Annotated in this window: 19 protein-coding genes and 1 pseudogene; 5 read left to right on the top strand and 15 right to left on the bottom strand. The window is 60.6% G+C overall.

Going from position 1 to position 18,756, the window contains the following annotated elements; all coding sequences use genetic code 11:
* Positions 1–33 precede the first annotated feature (33 nt).
* The 3 genes from FNZ07_RS34375 to FNZ07_RS11465 all read left to right on the top strand — a co-directional run bounded on the left by FNZ07_RS34375 (position 34) and on the right by FNZ07_RS11465 (position 2,131).
* The gene (locus FNZ07_RS34375) at positions 34–726 is read left to right on the top strand and encodes a serine hydrolase domain-containing protein (protein WP_211367829.1); all 693 of its coding nucleotides are present in this window, start codon (positions 34–36) and stop codon (positions 724–726) included.
* Positions 723–1,217 (top strand): serine hydrolase, encoded by a 495-nt coding sequence (locus FNZ07_RS34270; RefSeq protein WP_409373391.1) that lies wholly within the window; start codon positions 723–725, stop codon positions 1,215–1,217. The genes FNZ07_RS34375 and FNZ07_RS34270 overlap by 4 nt, the downstream gene beginning before the upstream one ends.
* Before the next feature lie 101 nt (positions 1,218–1,318).
* Positions 1,319–2,131 (top strand): crotonase/enoyl-CoA hydratase family protein, encoded by an 813-nt coding sequence (locus FNZ07_RS11465; protein WP_211367827.1) that lies wholly within the window; start codon positions 1,319–1,321, stop codon positions 2,129–2,131.
* Between the two features lie 185 nt (positions 2,132–2,316).
* Here FNZ07_RS11465 and FNZ07_RS11460 read toward each other — a convergent pair whose 3' ends face one another.
* The 3 genes from FNZ07_RS11460 to FNZ07_RS11450 form a co-directional block, all read right to left on the bottom strand.
* Positions 2,317–4,089: a hypothetical protein gene (locus FNZ07_RS11460; protein WP_143097995.1), complete on the bottom strand. Its 1,773-nt coding sequence runs from the start codon at positions 4,087–4,089 to the stop codon at positions 2,317–2,319.
* Positions 4,090–4,427: 338 nt separating this feature from the next.
* A complete protein-coding gene (locus FNZ07_RS11455) occupies positions 4,428–4,898 on the bottom strand; it encodes a hotdog fold domain-containing protein (protein ID WP_091006403.1) in 471 nt (156 codons plus the stop codon).
* A gap of 11 nt (positions 4,899–4,909) precedes the next feature.
* Positions 4,910–5,398 (bottom strand): winged helix-turn-helix transcriptional regulator, encoded by a 489-nt coding sequence (locus FNZ07_RS11450; protein WP_091006401.1) that lies wholly within the window; start codon positions 5,396–5,398, stop codon positions 4,910–4,912.
* 159 nt (positions 5,399–5,557) lie between these two features.
* Between FNZ07_RS11450 and FNZ07_RS11445 the strand changes: the two genes are divergently transcribed.
* Positions 5,558–5,995, top strand: a complete 438-nt coding sequence (locus tag FNZ07_RS11445; protein ID WP_091006400.1) for a PaaI family thioesterase — start codon at positions 5,558–5,560, stop codon at positions 5,993–5,995.
* 24 nt (positions 5,996–6,019) lie between these two features.
* Here FNZ07_RS11445 and FNZ07_RS11440 read toward each other — a convergent pair whose 3' ends face one another.
* From FNZ07_RS11440 to oxlT, 5 genes and pseudogenes are all read right to left on the bottom strand, one after another.
* Entirely contained in the window at positions 6,020–6,853 is an 834-nt protein-coding gene (locus FNZ07_RS11440; RefSeq protein WP_091006398.1) for a phytochelatin synthase family protein, read from the bottom strand.
* Between the two features lie 59 nt (positions 6,854–6,912).
* The gene (locus FNZ07_RS11435) at positions 6,913–7,344 is read right to left on the bottom strand and encodes a PAS domain-containing protein (RefSeq protein ID WP_091006396.1); all 432 of its coding nucleotides are present in this window, start codon (positions 7,342–7,344) and stop codon (positions 6,913–6,915) included.
* 86 nt (positions 7,345–7,430) lie between these two features.
* Positions 7,431–8,684, bottom strand: a complete 1,254-nt coding sequence (gene frc / locus FNZ07_RS11430; protein WP_091006395.1) for a formyl-CoA transferase — start codon at positions 8,682–8,684, stop codon at positions 7,431–7,433.
* 43 nt (positions 8,685–8,727) lie between these two features.
* On the bottom strand, positions 8,728–10,476 hold the full coding sequence (oxc, locus tag FNZ07_RS11425; protein ID WP_245811283.1) for an oxalyl-CoA decarboxylase: 1,749 nt from the start codon (positions 10,474–10,476) through the stop codon (positions 8,728–8,730).
* Between the two features lie 124 nt (positions 10,477–10,600).
* Positions 10,601–11,952: pseudogene (oxlT, locus tag FNZ07_RS11420) on the bottom strand (oxalate/formate MFS antiporter).
* A gap of 25 nt (positions 11,953–11,977) precedes the next feature.
* Here oxlT and FNZ07_RS33595 point away from each other — a divergent pair.
* Positions 11,978–12,115 carry a hypothetical protein gene (locus FNZ07_RS33595; protein ID WP_170275718.1) on the top strand — a complete coding sequence of 46 codons (138 nt, stop codon included), beginning with the start codon at positions 11,978–11,980 and terminating at the stop codon, positions 12,113–12,115.
* 222 nt (positions 12,116–12,337) lie between these two features.
* On the opposite strand, the gene FNZ07_RS11415 is transcribed toward FNZ07_RS33595, so the two are convergent.
* The 7 genes from FNZ07_RS11415 to FNZ07_RS11385 form a co-directional block, all read right to left on the bottom strand.
* Positions 12,338–12,871 carry a cytochrome b gene (locus FNZ07_RS11415; RefSeq protein ID WP_091006391.1) on the bottom strand — a complete coding sequence of 178 codons (534 nt, stop codon included), beginning with the start codon at positions 12,869–12,871 and terminating at the stop codon, positions 12,338–12,340.
* Positions 12,868–13,929 carry a catalase family peroxidase gene (locus tag FNZ07_RS11410; protein WP_091006390.1) on the bottom strand — a complete coding sequence of 354 codons (1,062 nt, stop codon included), beginning with the start codon at positions 13,927–13,929 and terminating at the stop codon, positions 12,868–12,870. Before FNZ07_RS11410 ends, FNZ07_RS11415 begins: the two co-directional genes overlap by 4 nt.
* 136 nt (positions 13,930–14,065) lie before the next feature.
* Positions 14,066–14,860 (bottom strand): COG4705 family protein, encoded by a 795-nt coding sequence (locus FNZ07_RS11405; protein ID WP_091006388.1) that lies wholly within the window; start codon positions 14,858–14,860, stop codon positions 14,066–14,068.
* A 138-nt stretch (positions 14,861–14,998) separates the two neighbouring features.
* Complete coding sequence (locus FNZ07_RS11400) at positions 14,999–15,781, bottom strand: ABC transporter ATP-binding protein (RefSeq protein WP_091006386.1); 783 nt, start codon at positions 15,779–15,781, stop codon at positions 14,999–15,001.
* Positions 15,778–16,674: an ABC transporter ATP-binding protein gene (locus FNZ07_RS11395; protein WP_091006385.1), complete on the bottom strand. Its 897-nt coding sequence runs from the start codon at positions 16,672–16,674 to the stop codon at positions 15,778–15,780. Before FNZ07_RS11395 ends, FNZ07_RS11400 begins: the two co-directional genes overlap by 4 nt.
* Before the next feature lie 2 nt (positions 16,675–16,676).
* Positions 16,677–17,591 (bottom strand): nickel transporter permease, encoded by a 915-nt coding sequence (nikC, locus tag FNZ07_RS11390; RefSeq protein ID WP_091006384.1) that lies wholly within the window; start codon positions 17,589–17,591, stop codon positions 16,677–16,679.
* Positions 17,592–17,637: 46 nt separating this feature from the next.
* Entirely contained in the window at positions 17,638–18,708 is a 1,071-nt protein-coding gene (locus tag FNZ07_RS11385) for an ABC transporter permease (protein WP_091006382.1), read from the bottom strand.
* Positions 18,709–18,756: the final 48 nt, after the last annotated feature.

Genomic DNA, 18,756 nt, shown 5'->3' with positions numbered 1-18,756 from the left:
AGTAGGGGTTTTTTAGGGGAGTGTGCAGCAGGTATGGTCAATTCCAGTTTCGAAAACCGCTACGGGTTTCGCCGGGATAGTGTCCAGCTTGGCAACTGGCGGGAAGCACCGTGGAATGCCTGGGCGTTCTGTCATGTTCATGAGCTCGTCCCGACCGCGCACATACGGGCGATGCCCGGCTTGATCGAAACACCGCCTATCGACGCCACGGCGCTGACCGCGCACGAGTTCATAGCGGACGGTCAACGCCGGACGATTGCCGGTGTGCTAAGGCAAACATCGACCGATGCACTCATCGTCATGAAAGCGGGCAGGTTCGTCGCCGATTTCCACGCGCCGCATTTCACGTCGCAAAGCAGGCATATCCTGTTCTCGGCCAGCAAGTCGGTCGCGGGTCTTCTTGCCGGCATGCTGGTCGATGATGGGCTTCTCGATCCTCGCGCACTCGTCTCGTACTATGTGCCGGAACTGGCGCGCTCGGCCTTTGGTGACGCCACGGTGCGACACGTACTCGACATGCGCACCAGTCTCGCGTTTAGCGAGGACTATCTGGATCCGCGCGGCGACTTTGCGCGCTACCGCAGGGCGGGGCTGCTGGATCCGCAACTCGACGGAGAAAAACCGCAAACGGTAATCGACTTTCTCGCTTCCGTGCAGAAAGGCGCAGGCGATCACGGGGGCCGTTCCAGTACGGTTCGCCGAATTCAGATGTTCTTGGCCTTCTGATCGAACGCGCATCCGGGGAACGCTATGCAGATTTCGCGGCAACGCGTCTGTGGCAACCGCTAGGGCTTCATCAGGATGGCCGTGTCACCGTGGATATCGTCGGCACCGCGCGCTCGGGTGGCGGACTGTGCATGACTGCCCGCGACCTCGCGAGGATTGGCGAGTTGATGCGCGTCGGGGGCACTGTCAACGGGCGAACGCTGGTATCGGCGGACTGGGTGAACGATACGCTTGCCGGTGGCAGCTTCGAGGCATGGAAACACGGAAATTTCGTGGCCTGGTTGCCGCACGGCAGGTATCGGAACCAGTGGTATCAGGTTGGCAATGCGAGCGGCGCGTTCTTTGCCGTCGGCATACATGGCCAGTGGCTATACGTCGACCCCACCAGGGAGACGGTGATTGCCAAATTCTCCTCACAACCCCAGCCCACCGATGACGATACGAAGCATCTGAATCTCGCGTTGTTCGATGAGATTTCAATGATGTATTGAGGCGCGGCAAACGTCGAGGTGTATCGTGCGGGTAGACACGCGAGCGCGATTCATGCGCAACCGTCGAATTCCCGAACAAGAATCGAACCAGAGAGGTGGCAGTGCAAAATCAACGCGTACAGCTCGCGATCGATGCGAACAGCGTAGCGTGGGTCACCCTGTCGCGCCCGGCGCAGCACAATGCCGTGGACTTCGCGATGCTGGACGAGATGGCCGCCGTGCAGCGCCGACTTCGTCGGGACAAGACTGTGCGCGGTGCGATTATTCACGGGGAAGGGCCATCGTTCTGCGCGGGTCTGGATTTCAAAAGCGTGTTCTCTTCGAAGCGCAAGCTCTTGCGCTCGGTGCTCTCGCTGTATGCGCCACGCAGGAATATTTTTCAGCGCTGGAGCATGGGCTGGCGCGATCTTCCGTTTCCAGTCATCGCAGTCGTCCACGGGCATTGTTATGGGGCAGGGATGCAGCTTGCGCTCGGTGCGGATCAGCGGATTGCCGCAGCGGACGCGAAGATGTCATTGATGGAAGTGAAGTGGGGACTGGTACCCGACATGGGTGGCCCAACGCTCCTGCGTGAGCTGATGTCGATCGATGTGGCAAAAGAGCTGGTGTTGAGCGGGCGCGTGGTATCGGGCGCGGAAGCGGTCCAGTTGGGACTCGCGAGCCGGGTCGAAGACGATCCGCTGGCGGCTGCTGCAGCACAGATAGCAGTGTGGGCACAACGATCGCCTGACGCGCTGGCCGCCGGCAAATTTCTGCTGCAGAGTGCATGGAGCGGAAGCGAATCCTCGGCGCTCGCGGCAGAACGACGGTGGCAACGCAGAATCATCGGACGCTGGAATCAGCGGCTTGCAATGCGGCTTGGGCTCAAGAAGGGGAGTGACGAGGCGTTTCGACCGCGTACGGTTCAAAAGTAGACCTGTCGTGCTGACTTGCGGCGCCTGGTCGTAGGCATTGCGGTGTTGTTACGCGCTACATTTTGCGATGCCTTTGATATCTGTTGTCAGACATCTATGGCGGCCCTCATTTCTCCATACAACACTTCTGCGGGAAGGCGGGAACGCCCACCTTCCTGGCAGAATCGCTAGCCGCCTTTTCGCCTTTACCGCACACGAAGCAGAATTGCGCTTGCAGCGGGGACCTTTACCGAATAGTTGTCACTTGAGTCTGGGGTTAGCGGAGCATACGACTCCGGCTGCCAGCTCCCGTTTACGTTGATAAGTTGATTATTCAGGACCGAATTTTGTACGCCTTGCAAACCGGCTGTCGCGCCCGACGTGGACACGGGGCCACTGGTCAGACGGATATAATCCGCGCTCTGCGATGTCATCCCGGGATTTATATTCGCCTTGATCGCCTGGGTGGGTTCTTTATTGATAATCACAATCGATTCCACCTCACTCGCTGATTGAGATTTGCCATTCGATCCGGCGTTGGGGATGACGGCAAAAGCAACCACCTGCAAACCATCCGGAACAGAAACGACGACGCTCTGAGGGCTAACTACAGACGCTCCCTGAGAATTGCTGTCGGCCTGTAACGCGAGCGAGAAAAGCTTCATGCCATAGAACACCGGCATGACCTTTGTGACTTGCCCTTTTGAAATCTGAAGCGGCGTATAGGCGTTCTGAAAAGTGCCGTTCAACGTCGGGTCTAGCTGCTCCGGATTCGTGTCGTCCTGGACGTGAAAATTGATGCCATGTGCGCCTTGCTGGGCGGCACAAAACATATATTCAAGCGTCCAGAGCGACGAAGCAAAACTGTCGCTCACGCCGACACGACCGCCGGCGTAATAGCTGTTTGTTTCATCAAGCCGCCAGCCATCGGACACTGACTTGCTTGCCTGTTCCAGGCTTGCCATGCTCGTTTGCAGAGACGACGGGCAAGCCTTGGATAGCATGTCGGCAATGGTCGAGCTAGACGCTGCGCCGGAGCCCAGATAGCGATGTGCGGTGACCTGTGTGAGCAATCCGCTCGCAACAGAATCGGAAACGATGGTATTGATAAGCGACGATGTGAGACTGCCCGTGGCCGGTCCTACAAATCTTGCGATTTTTTGTGGACTACCTTGAATCGCCTTCGCATAGTTGAGCCAGTCGGGAAGGTAATAGGTCGAAGCGATACCCGCGATGTCGGGTTCGTTGCCGATCTCCATTCCATACAATGCGCTGCCCAGGGCACCCGCGGCGTAACTGGCTTCCTGCACGTCGGCGGCGATATCGCTCGCGTATGAGGGGGAATTAAAGGTTTTAGCTGTTGGATCCGATTTGAAGAAGTTATACGAGGCAGGCACGGCATAGATTACGTTCCAGCCGGTGTTGTGGATCATCTGTGCCAGTGCATCGATATCGGGAGGCGAGACTTTTCCACCAGGTGATGGCTGACCATTTATCAACGGTCCGCGATCCTTTATATCTCCGGGCTTATCGCCGTAGCCTCCGGTACCGCTCGGATCCCACACCGCATAGGCCAGTGAATTGGCGCCTATCCGGAAACTTCCTCGCAGGCTAAGCAGATTTAGTAGTTTATAGAGGTTATTGCCGCCATCGCCTGGATTTTGCACGTGGAATAACGGGGAATAGATCACTGACTTTTCCCAACTCAAGCCGATAAAATTCGGCAGAACCGGCACCGCGGCGATTTGTGTTGATACTGCGACTGAAACCGTGGCGAACGCACTGTCGGGCATCTGATTGACGTTGTCGGAGGCAAACTGGGCGGGAGGCGTACTGGAGCCGCCAGCCGGCGGCGGAGCCGTGTTTGATGCGGTCACGGCAGTGATGCCGCCACCGCAACCGGCAAGCATCGAACACGAGAGTGCGGTCAGAGAAACCAGCAGGCGCAAGCAGGGTGTCGAAGTATTTTTTTCTGACATGGCGTTACCTGAGTTAATGATTGCGGAGATCGGAAATCCGACAGATTCGCGGACTCCTTTAATTAAAAGCGATCATTCTTTGCGCTCAGTAGCACCCCGAAACCGAATGCGCACTACAAGACTCTGGCGGGCTCCCATCGCCACATGGCACCGTTGAAGAATCAAATCGAGTCGGTGAAATCGGATATTTTGCTCTTTGTCATATGTCGTCGTACAACATTATGGTGAAAAAGCAATCCTGGGAAATGGGGGTATACCCATGAAAGCAATACTTGTCGCGTAGCCGACAGAATGCGCGATAGATGGAAACAACAGGCGTACTGAAGATCGTGGTTGCTTCAAGCGGTCTTTTTCAAGGAAACCCACATGGTGATGACCGCGTTGAAGACGGCTTCACCCGCACGGTCCTCGACCTTGACGTTGACTTCAAACTCGCCGGCGTCCGGCCACTGCGCGAGAGTGACGGGCTCGGCAATCGCGACGAGATCGGTAGTCGCTTTCTTCAGGTATTGAACCGCCATGCCTTTCGGAATCCAGCGGTGGGTTCGCGGAACCGATACTTCGGTCAACATGCCGCCGGCCACTTCCGCCATGTTGCACATGGCGATCGCGTGTACCGAACCGAGGTGATTGAGCACCGATCGATGCTTGCTTATCTTCACACGGCAATACCCGGGACGAAGCTCTGTGATCGTCGGACTGATGCTCGCGAAGTACGGCGCTCTCAAGCACACCAGGCGAGAAAAAAGCCACTTGCCAGCGGGCTTCGAAGATAAACGCGTCCAGAGAGACGAGACATCGATTGCCATGCGGATCGTCCTTATTCGGTGTGGGGTGCGGTGGCTTCGTTTTCCTCGACTCTCCATCCTGGCCCAGGCAGCGCCCTGACTTCGCGCGGATCGAGAGGCTCGCCGCACTCGGAACAGACTGTCAATGGATGAAACACGTGGCCGCACGTACGGTGTTTTAGCAACATGGGCGGTCCGTTGCCGTCGTCCTTCCAGCGATCGCCCCATGCAGTAAGCGCGAGCAGCACCGGATACAGATCGAGGCCCTGTTCCGTCAGCCGGTATTCGAAGCGCACCGGTCGTTCTTGATACGAACTTCTGACCATAATGTCTTCTTCGACCAGACGCGCCAGCCGTTCGGCAAGCACATGGCGCGTGAGACCCAGTTGCGACTGAAACTCGTCGAAGCGGCGCATGCCGAGGAATGCATTGCGCAGTATCAGCAGGGTCCAGCGATCCCCGATCACAGCCAGTGTGCGCGCCACCGAACAGGGCATCGAGCCCACATCGCTCCATTTCATGGACAGTTTCCTTGATCATCGATGCAAATAGTGCGTTCCATTATAGAACTGGCTCTCGAATCTATTGGGAGCTTTTGCATTGACATCGGAAGTATCGCTGCTGACAATCAGTTCCAATTTAGAACTCAGTGTCCGCAGATCAATGTCAGGAGCTTCCCGATGAATCCGCTTTCGATGTCAGGTCTTGAGTTGTTGCGCGCCGGAGCCGCCGGCGATTTTCCTCGTGCGTCTATTTCGGAGACGATTCCGATGACGCTCGACGAAGTCGACAGCGGTTACATCAAGATGACCGCCCGGGCCGATGGCCGTCACCTCAACCCGTTGGGTGGGGTACATGGAGGCTTTGCCGCGACGGTGCTCGATTCGGTGACGGGTTGTGCCGTACACACTATGCTAGAAGCGGGAGTGGGCTACGGCACCATCGATCTACACGTAAAGATGCTGCGCCCGGTGCCGCGCGATGTGGACCTGGTGGCAGAAGGCCGCGTGATCAATCTCTCGAAGAACCTCGGTGTCGCCGAAGGATCGCTGAAAACGCCCGACGGCAAGATCGTCGCGCATGCGTCGGCGACCTGTTTGATCAAGCGTCCGGAGTAGTGAGGACGCCGCGTTGCCTGAGCGTCATGGTCGACTCACCACCACTATACCGCGCGCGAGACCGCTGACGGAGTCGACAGCAAGCGCCGCCTGGTACAACTGGGTAACCGGCACCCATACCGCCGGGTATTTGTAACGCGCGACGTCGAGCAGGAGGGCGCTATCGCTCGCGGGATCAAAGGCGGCGAGCGGTGACCAATGCCCGCCGCCTGCTTCGCCAATCTGCGTGCGGTGGAAGTTCAGTAAAGCGAATCGGTCGCGACGCCCGGTGGTGTCGCGTACAAGATCGCGAAATTGCTCGAGTGTTAGATCGCTGGCATGGAATGGATGCACGGAGACCGCGAAGTGGCCAAGCACGGCGCCAAGCTGGTCGAGCGTCATGCCCTCATGCGACACCCTGAGCGGATCGGCCAGTTGCGGATCGACGGAGTGAAAGAAGTCGTCCTGCGTGAAATAAGGGAACCCGGGGTACAACGCAGTTTTTGGCCGCGGGATATTCAGCGCATTCAGCACCATTACCGACGTTGCGACGGAACAGTACGCCTCGTTTTTCTGCGTCTCGAAGTACTGGGATAACGGCCAGTAAGACTGGTTGTCGGCCGTCGAGAGCAGGCGTTGCTGACCGGCTGGCTGCGTCAGTGGAACTAGGTTTGACGGGACCGGCAATGAGCCGTCGGCGTGAACCGCAACCGACGTGGTCGCCGCTGCACCGGTGTCGACGTTCGCCGTCGGTGCCTGCGAGACCTGTAACGGCGCGCAGGCAGCAAGACAAGTGGCAAGCGCGGCTGCAAGTGCAACAGCACGCCATGACGCAAGTGTCTTGTGCCGACGTGAGTGGATGAGAAAACGTTCGCGCATCCCGAAGCTCTCGTAAGGTTGTACTCGACCTTATCGATTGTGGCATGCCGCGACGAGTCTCACACGCCGACCTTCGCTTCGAGTTCCGCAACACGCTTGCGCAGCGCACGGTCTTCGCTGAAGCGACTTGTTTCGTCGCGAATCACGGCGACGATGCCCGTTACATCACCTTGCGGCGAATGCAGCAGCGCGACGGTGAAAGCGATCGACATCGAGCGGCCGCTCTTGTCGACCGCGGGCACTTTCAACAGATCGTGCCCGTAGCGCGTTTCGCCGGTCGCCATCGTCTTGTTGTAGCCGTCCCAATGGCGGCCGCGTAGCCGTTCGGGAATGATCAGATCCAGCGACTGGCCGAGCGCTTCTGCCTGGGTAAAGCCGAACATGCGCTCTGCCGCGGGATTCCACAGTGTGATGGCGCCGTGCGCGTCGGAGATCACGACCGCGTCGCCGATCGCGTTCACGAGTTGTTCGAAATCGATGGTCGTGGGCATGGTGGGGAGTCCGGTGATTCAAGCGCCGCCGCCCGCTGGATGGGCGGGCGGCGGCAAGCAGATGCGTCGACAGTATCAGTTCGGCGTCAGACTGCCTGACCTTCGTGCATGTGCGCGATCTGCTCACGCGTGTAGCCGAGCTGTGTCAGGACCTCGTCGGTATGCTCGCCGAGCAGCGGCGACCCGGTAATCTCCGGCTTCAGGTCGGAGAACTTAATCGGGCTGCCGACCGTCAGATACGTGCCACGCACCTTGTGCGGCACTTCGACGATCGTCCCGCTCGCGCGCAGCGATTCGTCGTTGGCGAGTTCCTTCATCGTCAGCACCGGCGCGCACGGAATGTCGAACTTACGCAGGATGTCGACCGCTTCGAACTTGGTCTTGTCCGCGAGCCATACTTCGATCGTGTCGAAGATAGCGGTGATGTGCGGTTGACGCGCTTTCGGCGTGTTGTATTGCGGATCGTCGATCCACTCCGGCTTGCCGATCGCGCGGCAGATCGGCGCCCACGCGTGGCCCTGGATCGTGAAGTAGATGTAGGCGTTCGGATCGGTTTGCCAGCCCTTGCACTTGAGCACCCAGCCAGGCTGGCCGCCACCGCCCGCATTGCCGCCGCGCGGCACGACGTCGCTGAACGTGCCGTGCGGGTACTGCGGATATTCCTCGAGGAAGCCAAGGCGATCGAGCCGCTGCTGGTCGCGCAACTTCACGCGGCACAGGTTCAGCACGCTGTCCTGCATCGACACAGCCACTCTTTGCCCTTTGCCTGTTTGTTGCCGTCCGATGATCGCCGTCAGAATGCCGATGGCGAGGTGCATGCCGGTGTTGCTGTCGCCGAGCGCGGCGGCGCTAACCGTCGGCGGGCCGTCCCAGAAGCCGGTGGTCGACGCGGCGCCGCCCGCGCATTGCGCGACGTTCTCGTAGACCTTCAGGTCGTCGTAGTGGTGGCCGTCGCTAAAGCCCTTTACGGACGCGACGATCATCTTCGGATTCAGATCGCGAATCACGTCCCATGAAAAACCCATCCGGTCGAGCGCGCCCGGGCCGAAATTCTCGACCAGTACGTCCGATTCCTTGATCAGCTTTTCTAGCACTTCCTTGCCTTCGGGCTTCTTCGTGTCGAGCGTCAACGAACGCTTGTTGCTGTTGAGCATCGTGAAGTAGAGCGCATCGGCTTCGGGAATATCGCGCAGCTGGTTGCGCGTCACGTCGCCCGAACCAGGTCGCTCGACCTTGATCACGTCGGCGCCGAACCACGCCAGTAGCTGCGTGCACGCAGGGCCGGCCTGGACGTGCGTGAAGTCGATGATCCTGATGCCTTCGAGTGGTTTCTTGCTCACGGTATTTCTCCAGAGTGGCTTGCTTGGCTTACTTTTCTTGCGCTTACTTTTTCATGGCCGCGCTTTGCGGATTCAGATTCGTTAGACGGCCGCTTTCGGTACCGGCCGCTTCGTCGATGACGGCGTTGATCAGCGTCGGCTTGCCCGAGCGGATCGCCGCTTCAAGCGCATGTGTGAGTTCCTCGGGCGTGGTTGCGTTGAAACCCGCTCCGCCGAATGCCTCGATCATCTTGTCGTAGCGCGCGTTCTTCACGAACACGGTCGGCGCGACGTCCTTGCCGCCAGTCGGGTTCACGTCGGTGCCGCGATACACGCCGTTGTTGTTGAACACGATCGTGCAGACCGGTAGTTCGTAGCGGCAGATGGTTTCGATTTCCATCCCGCTGAAGCCGAATGCACTGTCGCCTTCGATCGCGACGACCTGCTTGCCGCTCGTCACCGCGGCTCCGATCGCGAAGCCCATGCCGATGCCCATGATTCCCCACGTGCCGGAATCGAAGCGCTTGCGCGGCTGGGCCATATCGATGATCGAGCGTGCGTAGTCGAGGGTGTTGGCGCCTTCGTTGACGACGTTGATGTCGGGATGCGCTTTCAGTACGTCGCGGATCGCACGCAGTGCGCTATGGAAGCCCATCGGCGACGGGTTCTTCGCGAGCGTCGCGGCCATCTTTTCGAGGTTCTTGTTCTTGCGGTCGTCGACCGCGCCGGTCCATTCAGTGGACGGCTTCCGGAAGCCCGCACCGAGACCCGCGACCAGCGCCGACACGCACGAACCGATATCGCCGATCACCGGTGCGGCGATCGCAACGTTGCTGTCGATCTCGGTCGGTGAAATATCGACTTGCACGAACTGCTTGGGCGCCGCGCCCCACGTCTTGCCCTTGCCGTGCGAGAGCAGCCAGTTCAGGCGCGCGCCGATCAGCACGACGCAGTCGGCCTCCTGCAACACGAACGAGCGCGCTGCGGACGCGCACTGCGGATGCGTGTCGGGCAGAAGGCCCTTCGCCATCGACATCGGCAGATACGGAATGCCGCTCTTTTCGACTAGCGCGCGAATTTGCGCATCGGCCTGCGCGTAGGCGGCGCCCTTGCCAAGCAGGATCAGCGGACGCTTTGCATGACGGATCACATCGAGTGCGCGCGTGACCGAATCGGGCGAGGGCAACTGGCTCGGGGCGGCGTCGACGACCTTGATCAGCGACTGCTGGGCCTTTACGGCATCGATGGTCTGCGCGAGCAGCTTCGCGGGAAGGTCGAGGTACACGCCACCGGGGCGACCCGACACGGCAGCGCGTATCGCGCGCGCGATGCCCACGCCGATGTCTTCCGCGTGCAGCACGCGGTAGGCCGCCTTCGCATACGGCTTCGCAGCGTTCAACTGGTCCATCTCTTCGTAATCGCCCTGTTGCAGGTCGACGATCTCGCGTTCGCTCGATCCGCTGATCAGGATCATCGGGAAGCAGTTGGTGGTTGCATTCGCGAGGGCCGTGAGGCCGTTGAGGAAGCCCGGCGCGGAGACGGTAAGACAGACGCCCGGCTTCTTCGTCATGTAGCCCGAGATTGCCGCCGCGTTGCCGGCGTTCTGCTCGTGGCGAAAGCCAATGAAGCGCATGCCTTCGGCCTGGGCGAGACGCGCGAGGTCGGTGATCGGAATGCCGACGAGACCGAAAATCGTGTCGATATCGTTGAGCTTGAGAGCGTCGATGACGAGATGAAAACCATCGGTCGTAGCGGGAGCGTGGTGGGGTTCGTCGGCCGTGATTTCAGGGCGGGCGATTTCGGCAGTGGACATTACTTCTTCTCCGGTTCGTTGTTGGCTGTTCGGGTGTCGCGTGGAGTCACTTCACGCCGATTGTTTGCTCGTGGCTGTGCGAGCGGTTCTGATGGTCGTTTTGCATGTGCGTTGATCGCTGGCATCACTCGTTCGAACCCAGTGGTGCCGGCCTGAACGCACCGGCGAACGCGATCTGTTCGCTTTCCTTCGCCGAGTTCTCGATCCAGCGGCGCCGCATCGGCGCGAGCACGAATTTCGCGGAGACACTGCCGGCGATCGCAATACACGCCGCCGCGATAAACACGACGTTCCAGCCACCGTGCGCGGACAGCAGCGATGCAACCGGCACCAGCATCGCGGCCGTGCCCTTCGCGGTGTACAGCGTGCCGGCATTGGCCGCCGCGTACTTGCTGCCGAACGTATCGGCGCACGTGGCCGGGAAATTCGAGAAGATGTCGCCGTAGAACAGAAAGATCAGCCCGGAGAACACGATGAACAGCGTCGGGTTGTGGCCGAAGTGCATCAGGCCGAGCAGCGCGAGTCCTTCGCCGAGGAACGTGAGAAACATCGTGTTCTCGCGGCCGATGCGATCGGAAATCGCACCGCACAGCGGACGCGTGAAGCCGTTGCAGAGGTTGTTGACCGATAGCGTCATCGTCAGCAGCGGCAGCGTCACGGCGAAGAACGACATCGGCATCGAAGCGAAACCGTATTCCTTCGCGATCGGTCCGATCTGCGCGGTGGCGATGATGCCGCCGGTCGCCACGCAGACGAACATCGCGTACATCACCCAGAACACCGGCGAGCGGATCATTTCACCGGTCGTGTAGTCGATCTTCGTCGCGACGACACGTTTGATACCGCGTGCAAAGGCAGGCGGATTCGGCTGGACGAGCAGGGTGGCAAGCAACAGGATCGCGGCGCCCTGGAAGAGGCCGAAGAAGACGAATGCGTGCTGATAGCCCGCGTGCTGGATCATGTTGCCGATAGGGATCGCGGTGAGCGCAGCGCCGGCGCCGAAGCCCGCCGCCGTGAGGCCGGCTGCAAGACCGCGCCGGTCGGGAAACCACTTCAGCGCGTTGCCGACGCAGGTGCCGTACACGCAACCGGCACCGACGCCCGAGATCACCGCGGCAAGATAGAGGACCGGCAGGTTCGGTGCGTACGCATCGAGCACCCAGCCGAGTGCGGCGCAGATCGCCCCGCCGATCACGACCGGACGTGGACCGAAGCGATCGACGAGCCAGCCTTCGATCGGCACGAGCCACGTTTCGGTCACGATGAAAATGGAGAACGCAGTCTGGATCGCAGCGAGCCCCAGTGATGCTGCGCGTTCATCGGCTCGACAAACAACGTCCACGCGTATTGAAGATTGGCCACGAGGCCCATGCAGATCACACCGATCGCGAGCTGCACCCAGCGACTATGCCGTCGCGCGGTATACGCGCCGGCCACTGCGTTGTCTGGCTGTGCCAATTCTTCGTCTCCGTTCATGACTTCGCATACTGCGGATCACTGCATGGCTCTTGTGTCGCCGCCGACAGAAGCGGTGATAGAAGCGGCGACGGGCCTGGAAGCAATGACGTTCAGGCATGGTGGCGACATTTGTGCTATTGCAAAAGTCAAACATTTTTATGGTTTGCATAAGGTGTCGTGAATGGACGCCTGGCAAGTCTTGACGTGCCGCAACATGACGCGCGACGTCGAAACGGCAATCAATGCAGTGGGGGCGCTAAGGATGGATGTGCGCTACCGCATGCAGGCAATTGCAGTGCAGCACGAACACAGGGAAGAGGGACGCGCAGCGACTCCGTCGGAGTCGCGCGGCGATTTGCAATCGGGGTTAGTCGGGGGATGGATTATCGCGTGTTGCGCTGCCTTACCGCCAGGACGCCATGGTCTGGAACACGCCATCGCGTCTGACCAGCGCGTGCAAAAGTGCTGCCGCGAGGTGCAGCACGATCAGCGCAAAGAAACACAGTGCGAGCACTCGGTGTGCGTTCCACAGCAGCGTGTGCAGGCTGTCGCTATGCGGCAGGAAGGAGGGCAGATGGATGCCGAATACCACGACCGGATAGTCCGCCGCCGACAGCATGCCCCAACCGATCAGCGGCAGCGCAATCATCAGGATGTAGAACGCGAGATGCGACAGGTGCGCGGCAAGTTTCATCGGTTCCGGCATCGACGTGGGCAGCGGCGGTGCGCCGCGCGTCAACCTGACAACAACGCGGATCAGCGCCAGCACCAGTATCGCGATGCCGAGCGGTTTATGAACCGATACCAGCGAAAGGTAAGTAGGGCGCACAGTCGACACCATTCCGACGCCGATAAACAGCATCGCCAGAATGCAGATCGCCATGATCCAGTGAAGCGCGCGCTGCAGCGGTGTGAAGCGATTGAGTGTCGAGCTCATTGCGTGTCTCCTGCCGCTGGGTGCCGCGGATAGTTCTTCTCCTCCGCCGTGCGCCGGTCGAACGATACGGCATAGGCTGCGGAGCGCGCGGCGGGAAACGGATCGTCTGAAACGTGCATGCCGGCTGGCAGGACGGTCGGGTCGAAGTTGAGATCGCGGCACGGTCCGTCGGCTTCGGGCTCGATGGTGTTGACCACGAGTGTTCCTGCTTCTACCTTGCGTCGATCGTCAGGCCAGGCCTTGGTGGGGTCGGCGGTCGGATCGCCGGGATTGGCTAGCGTGAAGACGAGTGTCCATCGTTGCGGAGCGCTGTGCACACGCTGCGTGATATCCGTATCGAGGAAGTCGGCGCCGCGTGCCTTCAACTCATCGGGAGAGATGGCCTCGGGGTGCGCAGCTGGCACGAAAGACCAGCGCACAGCCTGCGTCTCGCCAGCAGCATTGGTGAAAACGAAGCTATTGAGGCTGTTGTATTGTTCCTGCGCATAAGAAGCCGTCCACGGCGCACTGCCTGCCCACTTCGCAAAATTGCCGAACTCCGGGTGCGCACCGATGAAATTCTTCATCGCGTCCGGGTTGCTCTTGTCGCCCACTGCTTTAAGCAAGCCGTAGAACGCTTGAGGTGTGGACACCGCGAAGAACGGCGCGTCGATCATCGCCGTGCGCCACTCGCTTCCATTCCCGGCCACGATGCGCAGACTGAGGCCGCGTACCCGAACCGTACCGTCGGGCGCGGTGGGAACCGGTGTCGCGAGGTTAAAACGTCCTGTGACAGGGTACGAGCCGGTAGCAAGCATCGGCGCTGTGGACAGGCTCGCCGCCGCACCATTCGATTCGAAGCTGCCGGTGAAACAGATGCCTTTGGCATGATTGCGGCGATAGCCGAGCGCTGGGCCGCCCGGCGGCGCCAGTGCGTTCACGAGTTTGGCAGGAGTCAGGCGATTCGGGCTGAGCCAGCCTCCCGTGTAGGCAAAGGCTGCGACAAGCGCAACTACGATAACGGCAATCAGGACCAGCGAGCGAAGTGGGGACGCGCTGGAAGTCGGTCTGTCGGCCATCGATCTCTCCGGGGCAACGATTCGGCTGAGTCGAAATCTAGCAGGCTCGCGACAATTGCGCCATCAAACTGTACAAAGGGTGCAAGCTCGCGGCCGCTCACGATGGGCTTGGTCGATTCTTCGGATGCTCGCTCGGCTACACCGCCTGCTCCTGCTCCTGCTTCGCGGCACGCTGCGGTATCAGCACGATGCACACCACGATAAAAGCAAGCAGGATTCCTGACGCAGACAATCTGCTGATGTGCAGCCCTCCCTGCGCCACCGGCTTGTCGAGAAAGTCGCCCAAGGTCGCACCGAGTGGCCGCGTCAAAATGAACGCTGCCCAGAACAACGCCGTACGCGATACGCGGGTCGAGAAATAGAGCGCGGCAACCACCACCAGACCGGCGCCAAACAGCATCGCACCATATTCGTATCCAATGCCCAGACCGCCGCGGTCGTCGCCCGCGACCCAGTCTCCGAGCGCGGTGCCGAGCGTCTGCGAGAACAGGATCGTGATCCAGTAGAACCATTCGGCTTTGGCGGTGACGATGCTTCCGACCGAGACCGTCCCCTCCGATCGATACCATATCGCCAGGCTCGCGATCAGCAACGCGACGACAATGGCGGTGCCTCCGGGATAACCGACACCGAGCGACCGATCGGCGAAATCCGCCATCGTCGTGCCTAGCGTAGTCGTGGCGACAATCGTTGCCCAGTACAGAAAGCGCCGAAAATCGCTTGCCTTTACCTGCGCAGAAACGAGGCCAACGAACAACACGAGGAAGATCGCCGAACCCACCAGGTATCCGAGGTTCAGCGACATCGACACCCAGTCGCCGCCGGTTTCCCCCAGCGTCGTGGCGGCCACCTTGATCACCCAGAAACCGAGCGTCACTTCGGGAACCTTGCTGGCGGCCTGCCTCGCGAAGCTCACACTACTTCCATTCATGTCGGAGTTCCTCTCTATCGAAGATTCGCGGGGCGTTGTTGGCACAAGGTCTTGCGCCGCACGCCTGCGAGGTTGATCGCACAACCTGCGAATCTAGTCGATGAAAGGTTAACGTTTGCTTAACCGCACCGATACGCGTTAATCCGCACTACCCACGCTATCCGCCTGAACCGCGTCGCGCCGATAGCCCGAGGTCGCGAGCAACAAGCTGCGCGTGTATTCATGCTCGACCTGCTGCGCGCGAATCGACGCGATATCGAGCTGCTCGACGATTTCGCCATTGCGCATGACGGCAACACGCTGGCAGAGAAAGCCAACCACAGCGAAATTGTGGCTGACCAGCACCATGGTCAGATGACGCTCGCGATGAAGCCGTCGCAGCAGGTTGAGAATCTCGGCCTGCACGGACACATCGAGCGCGGACGTGGGCTCATCGAGCAGCAGTACGCGCGGTTCGACAATCAACGCCCGCGCGATCGCAACGCGCTGCCGCTGGCCTCCCGACAACTGATGCGGATAACGGAAGCGATACGCGGGACCGAGGCCCACTTCGCGCAGCGCGTCGACGATGCGTTGATCCTGCCGGTCGATGCGATTGATGGCGAGCGGTTCGCGCAGGGTTTGATCGACCGTGAAACGCGGATGCAGCGAGCCATACGGGTCCTGAAACACCATCTGCACATCGCGTCGAAACGAGCGGTCGATCTTTTCTCCCGGCACATGCGAGCCGACCTTCACGTGGCCGCCCGCGATCGGCGCAAGGCCCGTTAGCGCGCGCAGGATCGTCGACTTGCCGGAGCCGGATTCACCGACCAGTCCGAACACTTCTCCTTCGTCGACATGAAAACTCGCCTCGCGCACTGCATCGAAGTAACCGGTCTTCGTCCTGAAGCGAACCGTTAGGGCGTTGACGTCGATCATGTTGGCGTTCCCGTCGGATGCGTTTGCCGGTGCGGATGCGTAAGCCATGCGGCATCCCGCTCGAGCACCGGCAGTTCATCGGGCGGATTGACGAGCGGGGGATTGGCCGCAAGCAGACCGCGCGTATAGGGATGCTGGGCGTGGACGAGATCGCGTGCCGCACAGGTTTCCACCACGCGCCCTGCGTACATCACGACTACGCGATCGCAGAACGACATCACGAGCGGCAGATCATGGCTGATAAAAATGAGGCCCGTGTCGTGCTTTGCGATCATTTCGTCGAGCACGCCAAGCACCTGCATCGAGACGAGCACGTCGAGCGCGCTGGTCGGCTCGTCGGCGATAAGCAGTCGCGGGCCGGACGACACCATCATCGCGATCATCACGCGTTGCCCCATGCCGCCCGACAATTCGTGCGGGTACGTATCGGCGACCCGCTCCGGATCGCGGATGTGCACAGCTGCCAGTGCCGCGACGATCTTCTCGCGCATTTCGCGGCGGCCGAGCTTCGGGCCATGCAGGACGAACGCCTCGCGCATCTGCTGCGCGACGGTCATCACCGGGTTCAGCGAGTATTTCGGGTCCTGCAGGATCATGCCCATCTGCTGGCCGCATAGTTGCCGGCGCTTGCGTGCCGACATCGTCAGCAGATCCTGACCATCGAACTTCATCGTCTGCGCAGCGAATTGCGCGTTAGCCGGCAGCAGGCCAAGCAACGCTCGTCCGGTCAACGATTTACCCGAACCGGATTCGCCGACGATGCCAAGCCGCTCGCCACGCTGGAGCGTCAGCGACAGGCCACGCACGGCCTCCGTCAATTCGCCGTCGTGACCGCGAAAGCCGACGCGCAGGTCGTCGATTTCACACAACGGTTGGGTCATATCGGCGGACATGATCAGCCTCCGTGGCGCGGATCGAAGACGTCACGCAGACCGTCGCCGAGCAGGTTGAAGGCGAGGCTCACCAGCAGAATGGCACAGCCTGGAACAGTGGCCACCCACCACGCGTCGAGCAGCACGTTGCGACCCGAGGCGACCATGTAACCCCACTCGGGGCTTGGCGGTTGTGTGCCGAGGCCGAGAAACCCGAGACCCGCGACAGTGAGAATGACGCCGGCCATATCGAGCGTCGCACGCACGATTACCGACGACGAGCACAGCGGCACGATATAGCGCAACAGGATGCGCGGCCGCGACGCACCCTGTAGCCGCGCGACGTGTATGAAATCGGCTTGCACGAGTCGCAGGGTTTCCGCCCGTGCAAGACGTGCATAGGCCGGCCACGCCGTAATCGAAATCGCGATCACCGCGTTGATGACACCTGGTCCTAGCGCGGCCGCGAATGCGAGCGCAAGCACGATCTTCGGAAACGCGAGCGCCACGTCGGTGATCCGCATCAGCACATTGTCGACCCAGCCGCCAAAGAAACCGGCTGTGGTGCCGATCAGCAGACCGACCGGCACCACGATCACCACGACGAGTATCGCGATCGAAAGCGTGAGCCGCGAACCGTAGATCAACCGCGAAAAGATGTCGCGACCCAACTGGTCGGTGCCGAACCAGTGCGACGGCGAAGCGGGCGGTAGAAGGCGGTCGGAGAGGACTTGCTGCAGCGGATCGTGCGGCGCAACCAACGGCCCGATCGCGGCGACGATGATCAACAAGGCAAGAATCGCGAGGCCGAACACGGACAGCGGATTGCTCGCGAAGCGTTGCCAGCGTCGATAGGCGAGGCCGAACGCCGCCTGTTTGCGCGACGCGGGCGTGTCGCTCAGCAGCCAGTCTTTCCATCGTCGGGGCGTGGCATTCATCGGCCAGTCCTGCGTTTGCGTTGAGTGATAAGAAGTCCCCGGGATATCAGCGGGCGCGCGGATCGAACACGCGATAGAGCGCATCGGTCAGCAGATTGAGTGCGATGAACGTGACACCGATCACGAGCGTGCTGCCCAGCACGGCGTTCATATCGGCATTCAACAGCGCTCCTGTCAGATACGAACCGATACCGGGCCAGGCGAAGACGATTTCGGTCAACACCGAGCCCTCGAGGAGATAGCTGTAGGTGAGTGCGATGACGGTCAGCAACGGCACGGCGATATTGCCGAACGCGTGACGCCAGATCACCCGACGCTCGGGCAAACCTTTCGCGCGCGCCGTGACGATGTACTCCTGGCTCATCTGTTCGAGCATGAATGAACGCGTCATCCGGCTTAGATAGGCAACCGAGTAGTAACCGAGGATGGCCGCAGGCAGCGCGATATGCGAGAACGCGTTGAAGAACACGTCCCATTCGCCGGCAATCAGCGAATCGACCAGCAGGCTGCCCGTATGCGTATCGACCATGCCGTCGAACACGGGATCGATGCGCCCTGGGCCTGCTACCCAATGCAGCTTTGCATAGAACAGCAGGAGTCCCATCAGCCCTAGCCAGAACACCGGCACCGAACTGCCGACGAGACCGACAAAACGTGCAACGTGATCGATCCAGCGGTTGTGGCGCACGGCGGCGGCGACACCTAGCGGCACGCCGATCAGCACACCGATGATGGTGGACAGCGTCGCGAGCTCGAGCGTTGCGGGGAACACACGCTGGATGTCTTCGATGACCGGGTGTGCCGTCAGCAGCGACATACCGAAGTTGCCGTGCAGCACATCGCGCGCATAGATCAGGAACTGCACGACGAGTGGCCTGTCGAGCCCAAGCTGCAGTCGCGCGGCCGCGTAGGCTGTCGCCGACGCACGATCGCCGAGAATGGCCAGTACCGGATCGATCGGAATCTTGCGACCGATCACGAATGTGACTGCCAGCAATCCGGTGAAGGTGATGGCGAGCGTGATGATCCAGCGCACGAGACGCAAGGTCCAGCGCACGCTGGTACGTTCGGCTGAAAGCACACGCATGCGCTCGAGCGTCGTGAGGGGAGTCGACATGATGGGTTCCCCGGTCGAAGGCGAAGCCACGACGGCTTCACCTTCACC

This window comes from Paraburkholderia megapolitana (assembly GCF_007556815.1).
Classification (GTDB): domain Bacteria; phylum Pseudomonadota; class Gammaproteobacteria; order Burkholderiales; family Burkholderiaceae; genus Paraburkholderia; species Paraburkholderia megapolitana.
The sequence above is the reverse complement of the archived record's forward strand: the minus strand, read 5'-3'. Positions and strand labels throughout refer to the sequence as shown.

What these genes read in the sequence shown, in the direction of transcription:
- FNZ07_RS11395 (WP_091006385.1), bottom strand. Translation starts at nt 16,674, where the DNA reads ATGTCCGCCGATATGACCCAACCGTTGTGTGAAATCGACGACCTGCGC.
- FNZ07_RS11450 (WP_091006401.1), bottom strand. Translation starts at nt 5,398, where the DNA reads ATGAAATGGAGCGATGTGGGCTCGATGCCCTGTTCGGTGGCGCGCACA.
- FNZ07_RS11440 (WP_091006398.1), bottom strand. Translation starts at nt 6,853, where the DNA reads ATGCGCGAACGTTTTCTCATCCACTCACGTCGGCACAAGACACTTGCG.
- FNZ07_RS11415 (WP_091006391.1), bottom strand. Translation starts at nt 12,871, where the DNA reads ATGAGCTCGACACTCAATCGCTTCACACCGCTGCAGCGCGCGCTTCAC.
- FNZ07_RS11460 (WP_143097995.1), bottom strand. Translation starts at nt 4,089, where the DNA reads ATGTCAGAAAAAAATACTTCGACACCCTGCTTGCGCCTGCTGGTTTCT.
- FNZ07_RS34375 (WP_211367829.1), top strand. Translation starts at nt 34, where the DNA reads ATGGTCAATTCCAGTTTCGAAAACCGCTACGGGTTTCGCCGGGATAGT.
- FNZ07_RS11400 (WP_091006386.1), bottom strand. Translation starts at nt 15,781, where the DNA reads ATGATCGACGTCAACGCCCTAACGGTTCGCTTCAGGACGAAGACCGGT.
- nikC (WP_091006384.1), bottom strand. Translation starts at nt 17,591, where the DNA reads ATGAATGCCACGCCCCGACGATGGAAAGACTGGCTGCTGAGCGACACG.
- FNZ07_RS11410 (WP_091006390.1), bottom strand. Translation starts at nt 13,929, where the DNA reads ATGGCCGACAGACCGACTTCCAGCGCGTCCCCACTTCGCTCGCTGGTC.
- FNZ07_RS11405 (WP_091006388.1), bottom strand. Translation starts at nt 14,860, where the DNA reads ATGAATGGAAGTAGTGTGAGCTTCGCGAGGCAGGCCGCCAGCAAGGTT.
- FNZ07_RS11445 (WP_091006400.1), top strand. Translation starts at nt 5,558, where the DNA reads ATGAATCCGCTTTCGATGTCAGGTCTTGAGTTGTTGCGCGCCGGAGCC.
- FNZ07_RS33595 (WP_170275718.1), top strand. Translation starts at nt 11,978, where the DNA reads ATGGCTCTTGTGTCGCCGCCGACAGAAGCGGTGATAGAAGCGGCGACG.
- FNZ07_RS11385 (WP_091006382.1), bottom strand. Translation starts at nt 18,708, where the DNA reads ATGTCGACTCCCCTCACGACGCTCGAGCGCATGCGTGTGCTTTCAGCC.
- FNZ07_RS11435 (WP_091006396.1), bottom strand. Translation starts at nt 7,344, where the DNA reads ATGCCCACGACCATCGATTTCGAACAACTCGTGAACGCGATCGGCGAC.
- oxc (WP_245811283.1), bottom strand. Translation starts at nt 10,476, where the DNA reads ATGTCCACTGCCGAAATCGCCCGCCCTGAAATCACGGCCGACGAACCC.
- FNZ07_RS11455 (WP_091006403.1), bottom strand. Translation starts at nt 4,898, where the DNA reads ATGGCAATCGATGTCTCGTCTCTCTGGACGCGTTTATCTTCGAAGCCC.